Here is a 16,539-nt window from a genome sequence, read left to right on the forward strand (position 1 = left end):
TTACTGCCCATCAAGAGGTAAAAGATTATTTTAAATACACTAAAATCGAGCTACTATGCAGGAGATAAAAATTGCAGATGATCTGGGCATTTTAGAGTTTATTGGCAATACCCCATTAGTACCTTTGAATCGTGTTTTTGCCGATTCAAAGGTGCATTTGTATGGAAAACTGGAAATGTTTAATCCGGGGGGTAGCATAAAAGATCGTACAGCTTATGCTATTATTAAGAATGCTTTGGATAGGGGTATTGTGAATCGCAGCACCACGATAATAGAATCTACATCGGGAAATATGGGTATCGGACTCGCTCGGATATGTCATTTTTTTGGTTTACGGTTGATCCTGGTAACAGATCCGCATATCAATGCGTTGAGCACAAGTATATTAAAAACTTTTAAGGCTGAAATTGTTACGGTGGATAAACACGACGGAAAAGGGGGATACTTGAATACCCGATTAGCGAAAGTGCAGGAGCTGTTAAAGGAAATACCCAACAGTTTTTGGACGGATCAGTACCATAATATGGATAGTCCTTTGGCGCATGAACAAACGTTTCTTGAGATTAGGGATAGTTTAGGGAAAGCCCCTGACTATATTTTTATATCGACCAGTACTTGTGGTACTTTACGGGGCTTTGGTGATGCTATTGTTAAGCACAAGGCGCATACCAAGATTATAGCCATTGATGCGGTCGGTAGCCTGATTTTTGGTCATGAACCCCAAAAAAGAATTATTCCTGGTATGGGCGCGAGTCGGGCTTCGAGCTTCTTAATTCCGGAGCAGGTTTATGAGGTTATGTGGATCTCAGACCGCCAGTCGGTACAGGGCTGCCATCATCTGCTAAAAACGGAGAGCATTTTGGTCGGCGGCTCTTCGGGTGCTATTGTGAAAGCCCTGGAAACAAAAATTAACGATTTACCCGATGCTGCAACGGTGGTTGCAATATTTGCAGATAATGGCGAGAGATACCTCAACACCATTTATTCTGACGCATGGATAAAGCAGCACTTCACATCCTTAACGCTATGATTTGGAAAACCCTAGATATGGTGCCGGAGGCTTCTGCTGGGCAGGCATTTATAGCGCGACAGATTTATCGGGATTCGGCTGCTGTGCTTCCTTATAATTCTTCAGCTTTTAAAATCGCTATTGTTGGTGGCGGACCAAAGGGCTTGTATGCATTGGAAGAATTACTTAGTCGTTTATCGGCGGTGGAGAATGTGGGGCCTTTTGAGATCTTTTGGTGGAACGAAACGGAGGATTTCGGCTCGGGACCTAACTACCAAGTGGAGCAGCCTGATTATTTACTTATTAATTATTGCATAGGCCATATTGATGCCTGGGATAGAACGCGACAAACGCCTGAGGATGGTCTTAATTTGGTAGATTGGATTGCTAAGTTTAAGAATCGGGATGTGGAGGTTGATCCTACAGATTATGCTTCCAGGGCATTGGTTGGCAGCTATTTGCAGTATGTCGCTATGCAGGTTATGCTTGCTATGCCTGCAAATGTAGGTTTACATCTCCTGGCAGAGGAGGTGCGTAGTATTCAAACTGATGGTACGGAGAATTTGCTCATCCAAACGGATACTCTTGAACTAGGGGTCGACAATGTGGTCCTTTGTACCGGTCATTGTTACCGTAACCTGCCGTTGCTGGACTTCCGGGATAACGGTATACCGGATAATTATTGGATAAACCCGTACCCGGTGGAGCAATTAGATGCAATTCCAGCTCATAAAAGTGTTGGTGTTATCGGATGGGGATTAACCTGTATTGATGTGGTATTGCAGCTGTCTGAGGGTAGAGGGGGATATTTCGGAGATTCCGGAGATTACTTCCCCAGTGGAAATGAGCCTGTAATTATTCCATTCTCCCGCAACCAGCTCCCCATAATGCCGCGTGGTCCAATATTTGGGTCAACGAGCTATACCCTGCATTATTTAAACCAGAAGTGGCTTGACGACATGCTAAACCTGCGCAAGCAGCGAAAAATAAACTTTAATACCGAAATATTACCTTGGCTGGAAAAGGAAATACAATTTGCCTATTACAGCACCATGCTGCAAACAAGAGAAGTATCAAAGGTGGAGGCGTATATCCAAATGTTGCCAGAAAACGAAAGATTTAAAGCCAATGATTTGTTGTTTCCGCGGATTCCAAAGCAGGAAACAGCGCAGGAAAGCTACATCAGCTATATCGACTTTTTAATTGCTGAGGCCGAAAAAGGAGAGTTGGTTAGTCCGCTGATGGAGGCGGCCGCAGTTTGGCGCGAGGCTAGTCCGATGATTGCCTCTTTATATGCTCAAGGTGGCTTTACAGGTGCTTCACAGCAATATATCGATAAGGCACTGTTTAGTGCATTTGGGAGAACAAGCTACGGTCCGCCGATCGAAAATATGAAAAAAATAAGGGCTTTATTAAAGGCAAATATAATGCAGGTTCACGCAGACCAAAATGTGGAGGTAATTCACCAAAAGCCTAATAATCAGTTTGTATTGCAGGGTGAAAATAGGGCTATACCCGTTGATTATATCATAGATGCGCGTATTGCGCGGCCTAATTTGATGGCCATGAATTCGAACCTGTATCACAACTTGCTGAATAATAACCTAGCGAAACCTTATGCCAATCAGGAATATATGCCTGGCTGCATAGCCATGGCTGCAAATGGAAGGGTTTTGCAAGCAGAGCAGGACCTGTCCTTGTATGCCTACGGGAGTAATACCGAAGGTTTTTTGCTGGATAACGATTCCTTATCCCGTACAAAGAATAACCTCATAAGCCTATGGGGCGCCGCAATGGCTGAACGTATTGACAACAGGCGCTAAAGTAAATAGCGCATCATTAAAAAATAAGACATGCACAACAATCCAGATATACCTCACCTTTCATTAACCCCCTTAATTCACCGATGGATAGCGGAATTAATAGCCCAACAGCATCTTTTATTCTCGGCTATCGAACAATATGAATCCCCGATAAACATACATTGCATAAAACCTTTTGAAGAAAATATAGCGGCATATCAGGCTGTTTTCGATGCCTATGCCTTACGGCATAAAATTTTCTTTGCCAGGAAGGCGAATAAATGCATGGCCTTTCCGTTGGCTGCGGCGCGCCTCCGTGAGGGGGCTGATACGGCGAGTTATAGGGAGCTGAAGCAATGCCTCGATGCGGGGATAGCGAGCAAAGACCTTATTCTGACCGCTGCAGTGAAAAATAGAAAGCTACTTGAACTAGCTGTCGACCATCAGGTAACCGTAGTCTTGGACAATCTCGACGAATGGCACTTGCTGAAAGAAATTGTGGAGAAAAAGCAACGTAAAATAAATATTAACATTCGGTTGGGTGGTTTCACCTTTGAAGGCAAAACCTTAGCCACACGCTTTGGGTTTTCCTTGCAGGAAGCGTTTGCCTGTATAAACCATATCCATAAGGAGGAGTCCTGGGTTACCTATTCAGGTTTGCATTTTCACCTAAATGGGTATGCTGTGGCGCAACGAACGGCGGCCATCGAGCAAGCCTTGCAGCTTATCGATAGTTTAGCAGCGCAGGGTATCCCTACAGATTCTTTAGATATCGGCGGCGGGATTTTAATGAATTACCTTGCCAGCGAGCAGGAATGGGCTGATTTTAACCGGGAGCTTAAATTGGCCGTATTGGAGAAAAGGGAACCTATTACCTATCAAAATGATCCCTTGGGAATTGTGAAGGTAAACGATACGCTGTATGGTGAACCTACCGTCTATCCGTATTTTAGTCCGTTAAGTAAAGATGCCATTTTGAAAGCCATATTGACGACTACATCGTCGGCTTATAACACAACAATTTTTAAGTTGCTTGCCGACCGTAAGCTGGAATTACGTATGGAGCCGGGTCGGTCGTTGTTGGATCAATGTGGCATTACAGTGGCCAGGGTGGCTTTCAGAAAGAAGGATGCGGAGGGTAACTGGCTCTTTGGCTTGGAGATGAATCGTACGCAGTTGCGAAGTTCTAGCGCAGATTTTCTTTTAGACCCGATTCATATCCCACAGATTAAGGAATCCGCAGGTTTAGCCTCTTTTGAAGGTTATCTGGTCGGGGCGTATTGCCTGGAACAGGAGTTGATATTAAAACGTAAGCTTCTTTTCTCGCAGTTTCCACAGGTAGGTGATCTCGTCATTTTTCCAAATACCGCGGGTTATATGATGCACTTCTTTGAGTCTGAAGCACATTTATTCGAGTTAGCGAAGAATCTTATGTATGAGAATAATTTACTTCATCTTAATGCAGATTAACGTGTAGCTGGTTTCAATGGTTGTTATATAACAAAGTCCGCCTTAGGGTAGGGCTTTTTTTTAGGGGTAATGTATACCGCTAAAGGGGGTAGGCAGTATGCTGATTTTCTTTGTGAAAATGGTTTTAAGAAAAGATCGCGTATAGAAAAAAATAAAAAATTTTGAAATTTGAATTTTAATATCGTAATATTGCGATATAAATAGTTGTAGAAATGGGAGTAACAAAAACAGACCAGTATAAAGACGAGGATAATAAACTTGCAGCGCTGCTTAAGGTTTTGGGGCATCCTGCAAGAATAGCAATCCTGCAGTATATCATCAACCAAAAAGCTTGTATATGTAATGATTTGGTTGAGGAGTTGGGGTTGGCTCAGGCAACTATTTCGCAGCATTTAAAAGAATTAAAAGCAATAGGAATTATTCAGGGCTCCATAGCAGGAAAATCGGTTTGTTATTGTATCGACGAGCAGGTATGGAGGCAATATCAAGCGGAATTTAATGCTTTTTTTAACCAGGATGTGCAGGTAAATCAATGCTGTTAGGGCATTTTTTTTTACTCTCAATATCGTAATATTGCTATATGTCGTTTATAGTTAAATTATCTCTTATATAAATTAAAAATTCGTGTTATGAAATTATCAGAAATTAAAGAAATCTTACCAGCATTAGAAAATGTTGAATTTCAATTAGAAGACGGGACTTTTGTTCCGGAGCATTTTCACGTAACCGAGGTCGGACAGGTCTTCAAAAATTTTATAGATTGTGCTGGCGTAATTCGGAAGGAGAAAACAGTCAGCTTTCAATTATGGAATGCCGATGACTTTGAACATCGGTTGAAACCTGGAAAGCTCTTGCATATTATCAAACTTTCAGAAGAAAAATTAGGGATAGAGGATGGGGAGATTGAGGTAGAATATCAGCGCGGTACCATAGGCAAGTTTGATTTAGCATTCAACGGTACTACCTTTCTCCTTAAAAATAAAACTACGGCCTGTTTAGCGCAGGATGCTTGTGGTATTCCTCCACAAACTCCAAAGACAAAGGTATCCGTTTTAGGGGTAAATCAATCGTCTTGTTGTACGCCCGACTCGGGTTGTTGTTAATGTTGGATAAAGGTGTTATGTATTCTATTTTATCCAATACCATACGACAGTTAAACTGGACAAAAATTGAGGCTTCTGAACGTAGAAAAACGTTAGCGCCTTTGATCGCTTTTATTCAGGACAGCTTAAACCATAGGCAGCAGATACAGCTCCTCTTTATATGTACGCATAATTCGCGCAGGAGCCATTTATCGCAGGTTTGGGCCCAGGTTGCTGCTGCTTATTTCGGTATACCACAGATGTTGTGTTATTCGGGGGGCACGGAGGAGACTGCATTGTCCCCTACAGTTGTAGAGACGTTATCCTTGCAGGGTTTTGTAACTTTTACTATTCATGCGGGCAATAACCCTGTTTATGCCATAAAATATAAGGATAACCATGCGCCAATAATTGGATTTTCTAAGAGGTATGACAGTCTGTTCAATCCGGTGTCGGCGTTCGCAGCTGTCATGACCTGCGAACATGCTGACGCAGGATGCCCTTTTATTGCGGCTGCGGATAAAAGAATATCGATTACTTATGAAGATCCTAAGCACTCGGATAATACGCCCGAGCAGTTTCAGGTTTATTTGGAAAGGAGCCTGCAAATTGCGGAGGAGATGTTTTACGTTTGTTCAAAAATCAATACCTAAGGTATGGCGCCAAAACTAAAATTTCTTGATCGTTACCTTACGGTGTGGATATTTATGGCCATGCTAACGGGAATTGCTTTAGGGCACTTTTTTCCGAGCTTTTCGGATCGCATAAATTCACTATCTGTTGGCATGACGAATATTCCGCTGGCGGTAGGTTTGATTTTGATGATGTATCCTCCATTGGCTAAAGTTGATTATACATTACTGCCTATTGCTTTGAAAGATAGAAAAGTTATCGGTATCTCTTTATTGCTAAACTGGATTATTGGACCGCTTTTAATGTTTGCCTTGGCCATTTTGTTTCTAGGCAATGAACCGGATTATAGGGTCGGTCTGATAAGCATTGGCCTGGCAAGATGTATTGCAATGGTTATCGTTTGGAATGACTTGGCCAAAGGAAATCGGGAGTATGCGGCATTATTGGTGGCACTAAACAGTATTTTTCAGGTCTTTACGTATAGTTTCCTGTTATGGTTGTTTTTAAATGTTTTGCCTGGTATATTGGGGTTGCCTAATAGGGAGATTAACGTGTCTATAAAAGAGGTGACCGAATCTGTAATGTTGTATTTGGGTATTCCTTTTTTGGCTGGTTTCCTGAGCCGTCACTTTCTTGTCAACTATAAGGGGGTAGCCTGGTATAACCGGAGTTTTTTACCCCTTATATCGCCAGTAACATTGTATGCCTTACTCTTTACCATTGTATTGATGTTTAGTCTTAAAGGGGATAAAATAGTAGACCTGCCAAGGGATGTGTTGCAGGTTGCTCTACCTTTAGTTTTCTATTTTATACTCATGTTTTTTGTGAGCTTCTTCCTCAATAAAGCATTGAATGTTCCTTACGACAAAAATGCAGCGATTGCGTTTACGGCTACAGGCAACAATTTTGAACTCGCCATTGCCGTGGCGATAGCGGTTTTCGGTGTCCATTCTCCGCAGGCTTTTGTGGGTGTCATCGGACCGCTGGTGGAGGTTCCGGTGCTTATTGTATTGGTAAAGATTAGTCTATGGCTTAAAAAGAAATACTACAGTTGATATGTTGTTTGCTGGTGGATCGTCGCTTTTCCTTCCTTTTTACTTTTTTTACTGTAAGGAGGTGCGTTATGATTTATTGGGTTTAGGTGTTTAGGTCTTTATTTTGTTAATGCTGGGGCGTTTGTGGCGAGCTTTTGGGAAATCTTGCTGCTGAAGTAAACTTTTTTCCGAAAATATAGTTACAACTATATGCGGATTATTCAATTTCGTCCAGAGGGTATTTACTGTATTCCAGGGGATTTCTATATCGATCCTTGGAGACCGGTGGATATGGCTCTGATTACGCATGGCCATGCTGATCATGCCCGTTCGGGCATGAAAAAGTACTTGTGCCATCATTTTACGGTGCCTATTTTAAAAAGTAGAATTGGTGCGGATATTCAGGTGCAGGGTATTGGCTATCAGGAAAGTATTCGTATTAACCAGGTGAAGGTTTCCTTCCATCCCGCCGGCCATATTATTGGTTCTGCTCAGATTCGTTTGGAGTATAAAGGTAAGGTTGTGGTTATCTCGGGCGATTATAAGCTGCAGGAGGATGGTTTATCAACGCCTTTCGAATCGGTAAAATGCCATGAGTTTGTTACGGAAAGTACTTTTGGATTGCCAATTTATCAATGGAAGACGGTTCAGGAACAGAATGCTGCGCTTCAGGATTGGGTTGGTTATAACCGCGACAATGGGCGAACATCTGTTTTTGTTGGTTACTCTTTGGGTAAAGCCCAGCGTATTATGCAGGCTATTAGTGGTATGGGGCCTATGTATGTGCATTATTCCATTCATAGGCTTAACGAAGCGTATAAAAGTGTCGGAATTCATCTCCCCGATTACCAGGTGGTTGACTTTAGGGAAGATGTTAAATACCTGAATCAGGGTATTGTCATTGTGCCTCCAGCCTTGGTGGATAGTGCTATGCTGCGGAAGATCCCTAACATGGCGTATGCCTTGTGCTCGGGTTGGATGACGGTGCGTGGCGCGCGACGGTGGCGTAGTGCTGATGCGGGTTTTGCCATTAGCGATCATGCGGATTGGCCGGATTTATTGGAGGCTATTAAAGCTACGCAAGCGGATAGGGTGTATGTCACCCACGGGCAGACTGCGGTGTTTAGTAAATTCCTGAATGAAATTGGTATGGAATCGGAGGAGGTGAAAACTGAATTTGGGGATGAGCATAGTGTGGATAGCTTAGAGGGAGGTGGGGAATGAAAGAATTTGCCGCGTTGATTTATGCCTTGGATAGTACCAATAAGACCAACCAAAAGCTTAAGGCTATGGATGATTTCTTTCAGGTGGCTTCTGATTCGGATAAAGTGTGGTTCCTGGCGCTGTTTACGGGTAAACGGCCAAAGCGTGCTGTGCATACGAATCTTATGAAAGATTGGGTTATGGAAATTACGGGCATACCGGATTGGTTGTTTCAGGAGTGTTATGCCAGCGTAGGGGACTTGGGGGAGACTATTTCTCTATTATTGCCTAATCCAACGTTTTCTATCGATAAAACCCTTTCGGAATGGATGGCGGAGATATTGGCTTTGCAGCAGGTTTCCGATCAGCAGAAAAAAGCGTATGTTACTGCGTCGTGGAGGGGCTTGGCGCATCAACAGCGCTTTATTTTTAATAAGCTTCTGGGGGGCAGTTTTCGGGTAGGGGTTTCGCGCAAGGGGCTTATAAATGCTATTGCTAACCATTACCAGCTCGAAGCTAGTGATGTTGCACATAGTATTATGGGCGACTGGAAGGTGGATGAGGTTAGTTTTGATGATCTTATTCATGGGAAATATGCGGATACTAGTTTATCTAAACCGTATCCTTTTTGCTTGGCATACCCCTTGGAAGATGTGTCAAAAACCATTATGCCCTTGCAGGAATGGCAGGTGGAACTGAAGTGGGATGGTATACGGGGGCAGGTTATTAAGCGGGCTAATGAGGTTTTTATATGGAGCCGTGGTGAGGAATTGGTGACGGATCAGTTTCCGGAAATTGTTGCTGATATTTTAAATTGGGACGGGGATTTTGTTTTGGATGGAGAGATACTTCCGGTGGATGGCGCTGCTGTATTGGATTTCAGTGTTTTACAAAAACGCCTGAACCGCAAGGTGCTTTCAAAGAAGCTTTTGCAGGAGGTTAGGGTGTCTATGTTGTTGTATGATATATTGGAACTAAATGGTCGGGATTTACGAAAAGAGCCGTTGGCTTATCGTAGGGATACTTTGGCGCATCTCTATGGCCGCCAGCAGGATACTGCCTTGCTGTTGTCGCCTTTAATCGTGGTGGATACGATTGAGGAGTTGGCTGCGCAGCGTGAGCAGAGTCGTCAAAATAATAGTGAGGGCTTGATGCTGAAAAAAAAGGATTCGGTGTATCATGTTGGGCGAAAGAAGGGGGATTGGTGGAAATGGAAAATCGATCCAATGACCTTGGATGCGGTATTGATTTATGCGCAAAAGGGTAGTGGAAGGCGTAGTAATTATTATACCGATTATACTTTTGCGGTTAGGGATGGTGATAGACTGGTGACGATTGCGAAGGCTTATTCTGGCTTGACGGATAAGGAGATACAGGAGGTCAGCCGCTTCGTTACTAAAAATGCTATTGAAAAGTTTGGCCCTGTACGTACGGTAAAACCGGAGCTTGTGTTTGAGCTTGCTTTCGAAGGTATTGGCTGGAGCACGAGGCATAAAGCGGGTATAGCGTTACGGTTTCCACGTATCCTTCGCTGGCGTAGGGATAAAACGGTGGCGGATATTGATGATCTCGACGGTATTAAAAGGTTGATTAAGTAAGATTTTTTTACATCTCTTTAAAATAGCGCGTAATTGAATAATTTTGTTAATTCGGAGGGTTTTAAAATTGTAGAGGCTTGGTTTCGTGACCAGGGTAGAACGCCGTTTTCTTTCCAGACAGAAAATTGGGCGCGTATTGCTAAGGGTTATAGTGGTTTGCTGGTGGCTCCTACAGGCTTTGGTAAGACTTATTCGGTTTTTGTAGGGCTTCTAATTGATTATATGAACCATCCTGATCGGTATAAGAAGGGGTTAAAGCTGCTCTGGGTGACGCCACTTCGCTCGCTTGCTAAGGATTTAGCGAAGGCTATGCAGGAGGCTATTGATCAAATTGGCTTGGACTGGACCGTGGGGGTTCGAAATGGGGACACGGATATTAAAATTAAGCAGCGCCAAACCAAACACATGCCTGATATACTTTTGGTAACACCGGAAAGCTTGCATCTCTTGTTGGCCCAAAAAAGCAGGGATCAGTTTTTTAAGCATATCAAACTTATTGCCGTGGATGAGTGGCATGATTTGCTGACCTCTAAACGTGCAGTAATGGTTGAACTGGCTTTGGCCTTTTTGTTGTATATGAAGCCTGATGTGAAGATTTGGGGTATTACTGCCACCATTGGTAATCTGGAGCAGGCTTTGGAGGTTTTAATCCCCTACAACATAAAAAAAACAACTGTACTGGCTAAAGAGAAGAAGCAAATAGAGATCGTCTCGGTGTTTCCGGATGAGGTGGAGGTATTGCCGTGGGCGGGGCATCTGGGCGGAAAGTTAGTGGAAAAGGTCGTTCCAATTATTTTAAACAGTAGGTCGACTTTATTATTTACAAATACCCGTAGCCAGAGTGAATATTGGTATCAGCTTTTACTTGAGGCTTATCCTGAATTTGCCGGCCAGCTGGCTTTGCATCATAGCGCCATCGACGGTCATATTCGTGCTTGGATTGAGGATGCCTTAAGCGCAGGGAAACTGAAGGTGGTTGTTTCTACCTCTTCGTTGGATTTGGGTGTCGACTTTAAACCTGTGGATACGGTTATTCAGGTCGGCTCGAGTAAGGGTGTAGCTCGATTTATGCAGCGCGCCGGACGTAGCGGACATGCCCCTCATGAAGTTTCAAAAATTTATTTTGTTCCGACGCATTCGCTGGAACTTATTGAGGTTGCAGCATTAAAGGATGCTGTAAAGCATAAAATTATTGAAAATCGGGAGCCTTTGGTGTTATGTTATGATGTGTTGGTTCAATTTTTAGTTACCGTGGCTTTAGGAGGGGGCTTTCAGGATGCGGATATGTTGGCTATAGTTCAGTCTACCTATGGCTTTCAATGGATCACGGCGGAGGATTGGTCTTGGTGTTTGTCGCATATTACTCAAGGGGGAAGGATTGGCAAGAATTATGAAGAATTTCATAAGGTTGTTCGGAATGCGGATGGTTTGTATGTCGTGGAAAAGCGTAGAATTGCCATGTTGCATCGCATGAACCTGGGCGTGATTGTCAGTGATGCGATGGTTAAGGTTAAGTTTCTGACCGGCGGCTATATTGGTATGGTGGAGGAGTATTTTGTGTCTAAACTGAAGGTCGGGGATAAGTTTATTCTGGCGGGTAGGGTGTTGGAGCTGGTCAGACTAAAGGATATGACGGCCTATGTCAGCGCTTCCAAAGGTAAGGCTATTACGCCGAGCTGGTTAGGTGGGCGCCTGCCGCTTAGCTCGAACCTCGGCGCTTTATTACGGCAGAAATTAGCGGATTCTAAAAGCCCTAAAGCGCGGGAGACAGAATTAAAATTTTTGCACCCTTTAATCGCTAAGCAGCAAGATCGTTCGCATATTCCTTCTGAAAACGAGTTTTTGGTCGAAAGTATTGAAACTAAGGAGGGCTATCATTTATTTATGTATCCTTTTGAGGGCCGGCTGGTGCACGAGGTGATGGCTAGTTTAATGGCGTATCGTATAAGTCAGTTGTATCCGATTAGTTTTTCCATGGCCATGAACGATTATGGCTTTGAGCTGTATTCGGATACAGAGATTGTTCTTTCTAACGATCAGCTGCAACATATCCTGCGCAAGGAGGATTTAATGGAGGATGTGCTGGCCAGTATCAATGCTGCCGAAATGGCGAAGCGTAAATTTAGAGATATTGCCGTTATTGCTGGCTATGTTATTCAAAACCAATTTGGTAAGCAGCATAATAATAGGTCATTGCAGTCTTCGGCGGGGCTTATCTTTCAGGTGCTTGAGGAGCATGAACCGCATAATTTGTTATTGCGGCAAGCGTATACTGAGGTTTTCAATCAGCAATTGGAGGAGCCTCGGTTGATGCAGGCATTTGAGCGTATTGCTAATTCTAAGATTCTTTATCAAAAAACCCTTAATTTTACGCCGCTGAGTTTTCCGATTAAGGTAGATAGCTTACGACAGTCGCTATCTAGCGAAGACTTGGCTGCACGTATCCAACGTATGCAGGAAATGAGTAATCGGTTAAGTAAAAGAAAAAGATGAGAATCCATACCAAATCCATAGCGTGGAATAGGGAAGACCTTGTGTTTTGTAATGAGCGCGTTATCTATTGGCAAAAGGAAGATGCCTTAATATTATCGGATCTGCATATCGGAAAGGCGGCACATTTTAGAAAAAATGGTATTCCTGTGCCGACTCAGATTCATGAAAAAGATTTAAACCGCTTAGCGCGCTTGATTCATTATTTTGGAGCTAAACGTGTTATCATGGTAGGCGATATGTTGCATGCAAATGATAATATAGAGGTGCAGGATTTTATGCGCTTTATTGAAGAGAATCATGCGATTGATTTTTTGCTGGTTAAGGGGAATCACGATAGAATGAACGACAAATATCTGCTTAATATGGGGCTATCATCGGTTTCAACGCAATACTTGTTGCACGCTTTACTTTTTGTACATGAGCCCGTCGCAGATTCCTTGTTTCCACAGATTACCGGTCATATTCACCCCGGTATTGTACTTCCCCTGCCTACAAGACGTACCTTACGTTTGCCCGCCTTTGTGGTGTCGCCAGAGCTTATTGTTCTTCCAGCATTTAGTAATTTTACCGGTTTGGATACAAAATCCAAGTATAACGACGCTGTCTATTATGCCTGTTATGAGGGCGGAATAGCAGAAATCGCTTAAAGGTTGCGCGCATTTGCCTTTTATTACTCTTCTTATTATCCGGTTTATTATTATCATACACTGCCCGGAAAAGGCTTCGTATTCTGGTATTCCTTGGAGTTTTTACTGGATGCCTTTACAGCTTGGTGCCGACTATACATGGAATAAATAACAGGTGCTAATTTTTACCCTATTTATACGGTTTATTACCTTTTTTTGGAGCCTATCATCCCCTAATTTTGTATGGAAGTAAAGCGGAAATTGGAATTTTCGCTGTTTTATACTTCCTGCCAGTGGATAGTTGATTATTTACAGATTATTTAAAATTATAAATTCTAATTTCTATGAGTAGTATCACCCCAATTCGCGATCAAAAAAATGATCACATGTTAACGCCAGAAAATACGGTATTGATTTTGATTGATTACCAACCATTACAGGTGAATTCTATTAATTCCATGGATAGAAACGATATGGTACGTAATATTACTGCACTCGCTGAGATGGCCAAGGGTTTTAAGGTGCCTATCGTTCTTTCCACCGTCAATGTTGGTACGGGAAGAAATACCGAAACGGTAAAATTATTGAAGTCGGTGCTTAAGGATGATATATCGTACGATAGAACGTCTATCAATGCATGGGAGGATCAAGAGTTTTTAGACGCTGTAAAAGCGGTGGGTCGTAACAAATTGCTGATTTGTGCTTTATGGACTGAAGCTTGCCTTACGTTTCCTACATTAGACGCTTTAAAAGAAGGTTACGAGGTGTACACGCCGGTAGACTGTGTGGGGGGAACTTCTAAAATAGCACACGATACGGCCTTAGGTAGATTACAGCAGGCGGGAGCAGTTCTGACGTCGCTTACGCAGGTGTCTTGCGAATGGCAACGGGATTGGAATCGTGAGTCTACCGTTCCAGTTTTCGCTAAAGCGCTGGTGAGCAATGGTTCTTTCTTAGGGGAGACTTTGTAAATTTAGGTTTTTAAATTATTGAGGCGTCAACAGCTTAGGTTTGGTTGCCTTATGCTTTTCTTAAATTGCAGACGGCGCTTTTAGGCTGTGCTTCATTTTCGCGTTCATGCTGCACATGACTCTATTTTTATAAAACAAGCAAATAATACGTATTTATTTGCTTGTTTTTTATGATTTACTTTAGCTATAGCGCATGGGGTTTTTCCTTATCCGGTGTTTTGTTTTTCGGGTAGGTACTTCCAATACCGCCTGGGCACATGTTGTAGATGAAGTTTCATGTTTTTGCGCGCTGCAATATTGGTGCTATCAAAGTATCCTTTCCACATCCGCGCATAGCGGCTATCATTGCTGTCCAAGTGAATTTGCGTTTGTAAATTCTGTAGGGCGCTATTTTCGGTCGCCGTTAATTCCACTTCCGTTACCTGCTGAAGATCATAGTACAGTCCATATTTTCGTTTATTATCATAAATTAGCCAGCGTTGATCGGCATACCTTTTTCTGAAAAAATCTGCCACAAGCGGCAATACATTAAAATCAGGCTCCATAATGGCGGTATACATGCCGTCTTCACTTTTCTGAAAGCGTACAAATGCTTTGACACGATGCCTTTCCCGACTTACTTTTTTTAGTGTTTGATGAAAGTATAATACATCCTCATCGCCGTAATTGGATAAGATATCCGTGTTTCCCTTAAAAACATGAATCATAATCTTAAGGATAATGCTGTATATTTTAGGGTCTTCGGAGAGATATGCTTTCCAAAAATCTGCCACCGCATTTTTTGGGAGTTTTTTTTGCAATCCACTTAAAACACGATCGGCCTTTTGCCTATCCGAATGTATAGTCAAAGGTTTTTCAAATAAAGTCTCCTGAAAATCGTCTGTGGTTAGCAGCTGCAGGGTAAACTGCTTTCTTTCAAAAGCGGTAAATACGGAAGTCAGCAAACCATCATACGAGCCATCAAAACTATAGATCATCTTAAAATAAGCTTAGCTGTGGGGTACTGATAATTTTGGAACTGCTGCGTTGAACAATACTTTTTCGGACATGGTCCATGGCTAAATAACCTAAAGCGATAGGCGAGTCGGCACAGGTCATAAAATACTTCGCCCTATTGAAAGCAATACCCATTTTTTTGACCTGGTATTCGTGAATTTTACCGAATTTGCGGGCTTGAATAATTTTCATTGCCGACTGTCTTCCAATTCCTGGCACCCGAATAATCATCCAATAGTCGGCCGAATTGATATCTACAGGAAAAAAATGCGGATTTCTTAAGGCCCAGCTTAATTTGGGGTCGATATCCAGGTCTAAATGCACATGGGTAGGATTTAATATCTCTTCTACTTTAAAGCCATAAAAGCGCATTAACCAATCCGTTTGGTACAACCTGTTTTCACGCAACAGCGGTGGTCTTGTGCCTATTTGTGGCAGCAAAGCGTTATCATTTGAAATGGGAATATAACCGGAGTAATACACCCGCTTCAGGTTATAATTTTTATAAAAACTATCGGCAACATGCATAATTTCATAATCGTTCTCTGCTGTGGCACCGATAACCATCTGCGTACTTTGTCCGGCAGGAACAAAGGAAGGCGTATGTTTCATTACTTTTTTCTCTTCCTTAAGTTGTATTAATTTGTTGTTTACAAAAGCCAAAGGCTTCTTTACAGACTCATGGTCCTTCTCTGGCGCCATTAATTTAAGTCCAGCATCGGTAGGAAGTTCCAAATTAATACTCATTCTATCTACATACAGACCAGCCTCTTGTATCAACTCCTCACTTGCTCCAGGGATGGTTTTAAGATGAATATAACCATTGTATCGTTCCTCGGTGCGTAATTTTTTGGCAATACGAAGCAATCTTTCCATGGTATAATCTGCATTTTTAAAAATGCCTGAACTTAAAAATAACCCTTCAATATAGTTACGCCTATAAAAATTCATTGTTAATTCAACCACTTCTTCTACCGTAAATGCAGCACGTTGTATATCATTGCTGCGCCTGCTTACGCAAAAAGCACAGTCGTAAATACAATGGTTTGTCAAAAGTATTTTTAATAAGGATACACATCGACCATCTTCTGTATAGCTATGGCATATTCCAGAGGATGAGGCATCGCCAATGCCACCCTTATTTTTTCGTTTTGAACCCGAAGAACTACAACTTACATCATATTTAGCAGCATCGGCCAAAATGCGTAATTTTTCCTCTAATCTTTCCATGCTAAAATATTTGCAACAAAAATACTAAATAAATTAGTATACAGAAAATTGAAAGGCTAAAAAAATTAGTGTATTTGATTGGTCTAAATCATTTTACTTCTAAAATATGGCTCTTTGAAGTTGGGTTGATAATTAGGTATCGGCTGTTTTTAAAGGTTTGGTATATGTGCTAATTGAGCAGGTTTAAGGTTTAGGAGGTTTAGGAGGTTTAGGAGGCTTTATGGATTTTTTGGGCGTTTTTAGGATTTTTAAGTAGTTTTTTGGGTAAATACTTTAGCAGCAATATTGGTCGGGCAACTTTACGTTTGCTGTAATTTTCGTATACTTGTATAGCGATAAATTTTGGTTTAATTTCTTAGGTATTACCTGCTATATTATGGTGTAATACTGTA

14 protein-coding genes are annotated in these 16,539 nt (G+C 42.2%); 12 read left to right on the forward strand and 2 right to left on the reverse strand.

Annotated elements, in window-relative coordinates; genetic code table 11:
* Window positions 1–55 precede the first annotated feature (55 nt).
* From sbnA to ACL9RF_RS04125, 12 genes are all read left to right on the forward strand, one after another.
* Entirely contained in the window at window positions 56–1,030 is a 975-nt protein-coding gene (sbnA, locus tag ACL9RF_RS04070; protein WP_422799313.1) for a 2,3-diaminopropionate biosynthesis protein SbnA, read from the forward strand.
* Window positions 994–2,832 (forward strand): FAD/NAD(P)-binding protein, encoded by a 1,839-nt coding sequence (locus ACL9RF_RS04075; protein WP_422799314.1) that lies wholly within the window; start codon window positions 994–996, stop codon window positions 2,830–2,832. The genes sbnA and ACL9RF_RS04075 overlap by 37 nt, the downstream gene beginning before the upstream one ends.
* Before the next feature lie 30 nt (window positions 2,833–2,862).
* The gene (locus tag ACL9RF_RS04080; RefSeq protein ID WP_422799315.1) at window positions 2,863–4,281 is read left to right on the forward strand and encodes an alanine racemase; all 1,419 of its coding nucleotides are present in this window, start codon (window positions 2,863–2,865) and stop codon (window positions 4,279–4,281) included.
* Window positions 4,282–4,493: 212 nt separating this feature from the next.
* Complete coding sequence (locus ACL9RF_RS04085) at window positions 4,494–4,823, forward strand: ArsR/SmtB family transcription factor (RefSeq protein WP_422799316.1); 330 nt, start codon at window positions 4,494–4,496, stop codon at window positions 4,821–4,823.
* An 87-nt stretch (window positions 4,824–4,910) separates the two neighbouring features.
* Window positions 4,911–5,384, forward strand: a complete 474-nt coding sequence (locus tag ACL9RF_RS04090) for a DUF6428 family protein (protein WP_422799317.1) — start codon at window positions 4,911–4,913, stop codon at window positions 5,382–5,384.
* A 17-nt stretch (window positions 5,385–5,401) separates the two neighbouring features.
* Complete coding sequence (locus ACL9RF_RS04095) at window positions 5,402–6,016, forward strand: low molecular weight phosphatase family protein (protein ID WP_422799318.1); 615 nt, start codon at window positions 5,402–5,404, stop codon at window positions 6,014–6,016.
* A gap of 3 nt (window positions 6,017–6,019) precedes the next feature.
* Window positions 6,020–7,051, forward strand: coding sequence for an ACR3 family arsenite efflux transporter (gene arsB, locus ACL9RF_RS04100; protein ID WP_422799319.1), 1,032 nt, complete (start codon window positions 6,020–6,022; stop codon window positions 7,049–7,051).
* 189 nt (window positions 7,052–7,240) lie between these two features.
* Window positions 7,241–8,254: a ligase-associated DNA damage response exonuclease gene (locus tag ACL9RF_RS04105; RefSeq protein ID WP_422799320.1), complete on the forward strand. Its 1,014-nt coding sequence runs from the start codon at window positions 7,241–7,243 to the stop codon at window positions 8,252–8,254.
* Window positions 8,251–9,831, forward strand: coding sequence for an ATP-dependent DNA ligase (locus ACL9RF_RS04110; protein WP_422799321.1), 1,581 nt, complete (start codon window positions 8,251–8,253; stop codon window positions 9,829–9,831). The genes ACL9RF_RS04105 and ACL9RF_RS04110 overlap by 4 nt, the downstream gene beginning before the upstream one ends.
* Window positions 9,832–9,864: 33 nt before the next feature.
* Window positions 9,865–12,324, forward strand: a complete 2,460-nt coding sequence (locus tag ACL9RF_RS04115; protein WP_422799322.1) for a ligase-associated DNA damage response DEXH box helicase — start codon at window positions 9,865–9,867, stop codon at window positions 12,322–12,324.
* The gene (pdeM, locus tag ACL9RF_RS04120) at window positions 12,321–12,971 is read left to right on the forward strand and encodes a ligase-associated DNA damage response endonuclease PdeM (protein WP_422799323.1); all 651 of its coding nucleotides are present in this window, start codon (window positions 12,321–12,323) and stop codon (window positions 12,969–12,971) included. Before ACL9RF_RS04115 ends, pdeM begins: the two co-directional genes overlap by 4 nt.
* Window positions 12,972–13,294: 323 nt before the next feature.
* Complete coding sequence (locus tag ACL9RF_RS04125) at window positions 13,295–13,921, forward strand: hydrolase (protein ID WP_422799324.1); 627 nt, start codon at window positions 13,295–13,297, stop codon at window positions 13,919–13,921.
* A 206-nt stretch (window positions 13,922–14,127) separates the two neighbouring features.
* Here ACL9RF_RS04125 and ACL9RF_RS04130 read toward each other — a convergent pair whose 3' ends face one another.
* Both ACL9RF_RS04130 and ACL9RF_RS04135 read right to left on the reverse strand, forming a co-directional pair.
* Window positions 14,128–14,898 (reverse strand): TIGR03915 family putative DNA repair protein, encoded by a 771-nt coding sequence (locus ACL9RF_RS04130; RefSeq protein ID WP_422799325.1) that lies wholly within the window; start codon window positions 14,896–14,898, stop codon window positions 14,128–14,130.
* Window position 14,899: 1 nt separating this feature from the next.
* Window positions 14,900–16,147 carry a putative DNA modification/repair radical SAM protein gene (locus ACL9RF_RS04135; RefSeq protein WP_422799326.1) on the reverse strand — a complete coding sequence of 416 codons (1,248 nt, stop codon included), beginning with the start codon at window positions 16,145–16,147 and terminating at the stop codon, window positions 14,900–14,902.
* Between the last annotated feature and the right edge of the window lie 392 nt (window positions 16,148–16,539).

It is taken from the genome of Sphingobacterium sp. Mn56C (assembly GCF_049319645.1).
Lineage (GTDB): Bacteria > Bacteroidota > Bacteroidia > Sphingobacteriales > Sphingobacteriaceae > Sphingobacterium.

Coding starts and splice junctions, on each gene's coding strand:
- sbnA (WP_422799313.1), top strand. CDS start 56: ATGCAGGAGATAAAAATTGCAGATGATCTGGGCATTTTAGAGTTTATT.
- ACL9RF_RS04075 (WP_422799314.1), top strand. CDS start 994: ATGGATAAAGCAGCACTTCACATCCTTAACGCTATGATTTGGAAAACC.
- ACL9RF_RS04080 (WP_422799315.1), top strand. CDS start 2,863: ATGCACAACAATCCAGATATACCTCACCTTTCATTAACCCCCTTAATT.
- ACL9RF_RS04085 (WP_422799316.1), top strand. CDS start 4,494: ATGGGAGTAACAAAAACAGACCAGTATAAAGACGAGGATAATAAACTT.
- ACL9RF_RS04090 (WP_422799317.1), top strand. CDS start 4,911: ATGAAATTATCAGAAATTAAAGAAATCTTACCAGCATTAGAAAATGTT.
- ACL9RF_RS04095 (WP_422799318.1), top strand. CDS start 5,402: ATGTATTCTATTTTATCCAATACCATACGACAGTTAAACTGGACAAAA.
- arsB (WP_422799319.1), top strand. CDS start 6,020: ATGGCGCCAAAACTAAAATTTCTTGATCGTTACCTTACGGTGTGGATA.
- ACL9RF_RS04105 (WP_422799320.1), top strand. CDS start 7,241: ATGCGGATTATTCAATTTCGTCCAGAGGGTATTTACTGTATTCCAGGG.
- ACL9RF_RS04110 (WP_422799321.1), top strand. CDS start 8,251: ATGAAAGAATTTGCCGCGTTGATTTATGCCTTGGATAGTACCAATAAG.
- pdeM (WP_422799323.1), top strand. CDS start 12,321: ATGAGAATCCATACCAAATCCATAGCGTGGAATAGGGAAGACCTTGTG.
- ACL9RF_RS04125 (WP_422799324.1), top strand. CDS start 13,295: ATGAGTAGTATCACCCCAATTCGCGATCAAAAAAATGATCACATGTTA.
- ACL9RF_RS04130 (WP_422799325.1), bottom strand. CDS start 14,898: ATGATCTATAGTTTTGATGGCTCGTATGATGGTTTGCTGACTTCCGTA.
- ACL9RF_RS04135 (WP_422799326.1), bottom strand. CDS start 16,147: ATGGAAAGATTAGAGGAAAAATTACGCATTTTGGCCGATGCTGCTAAA.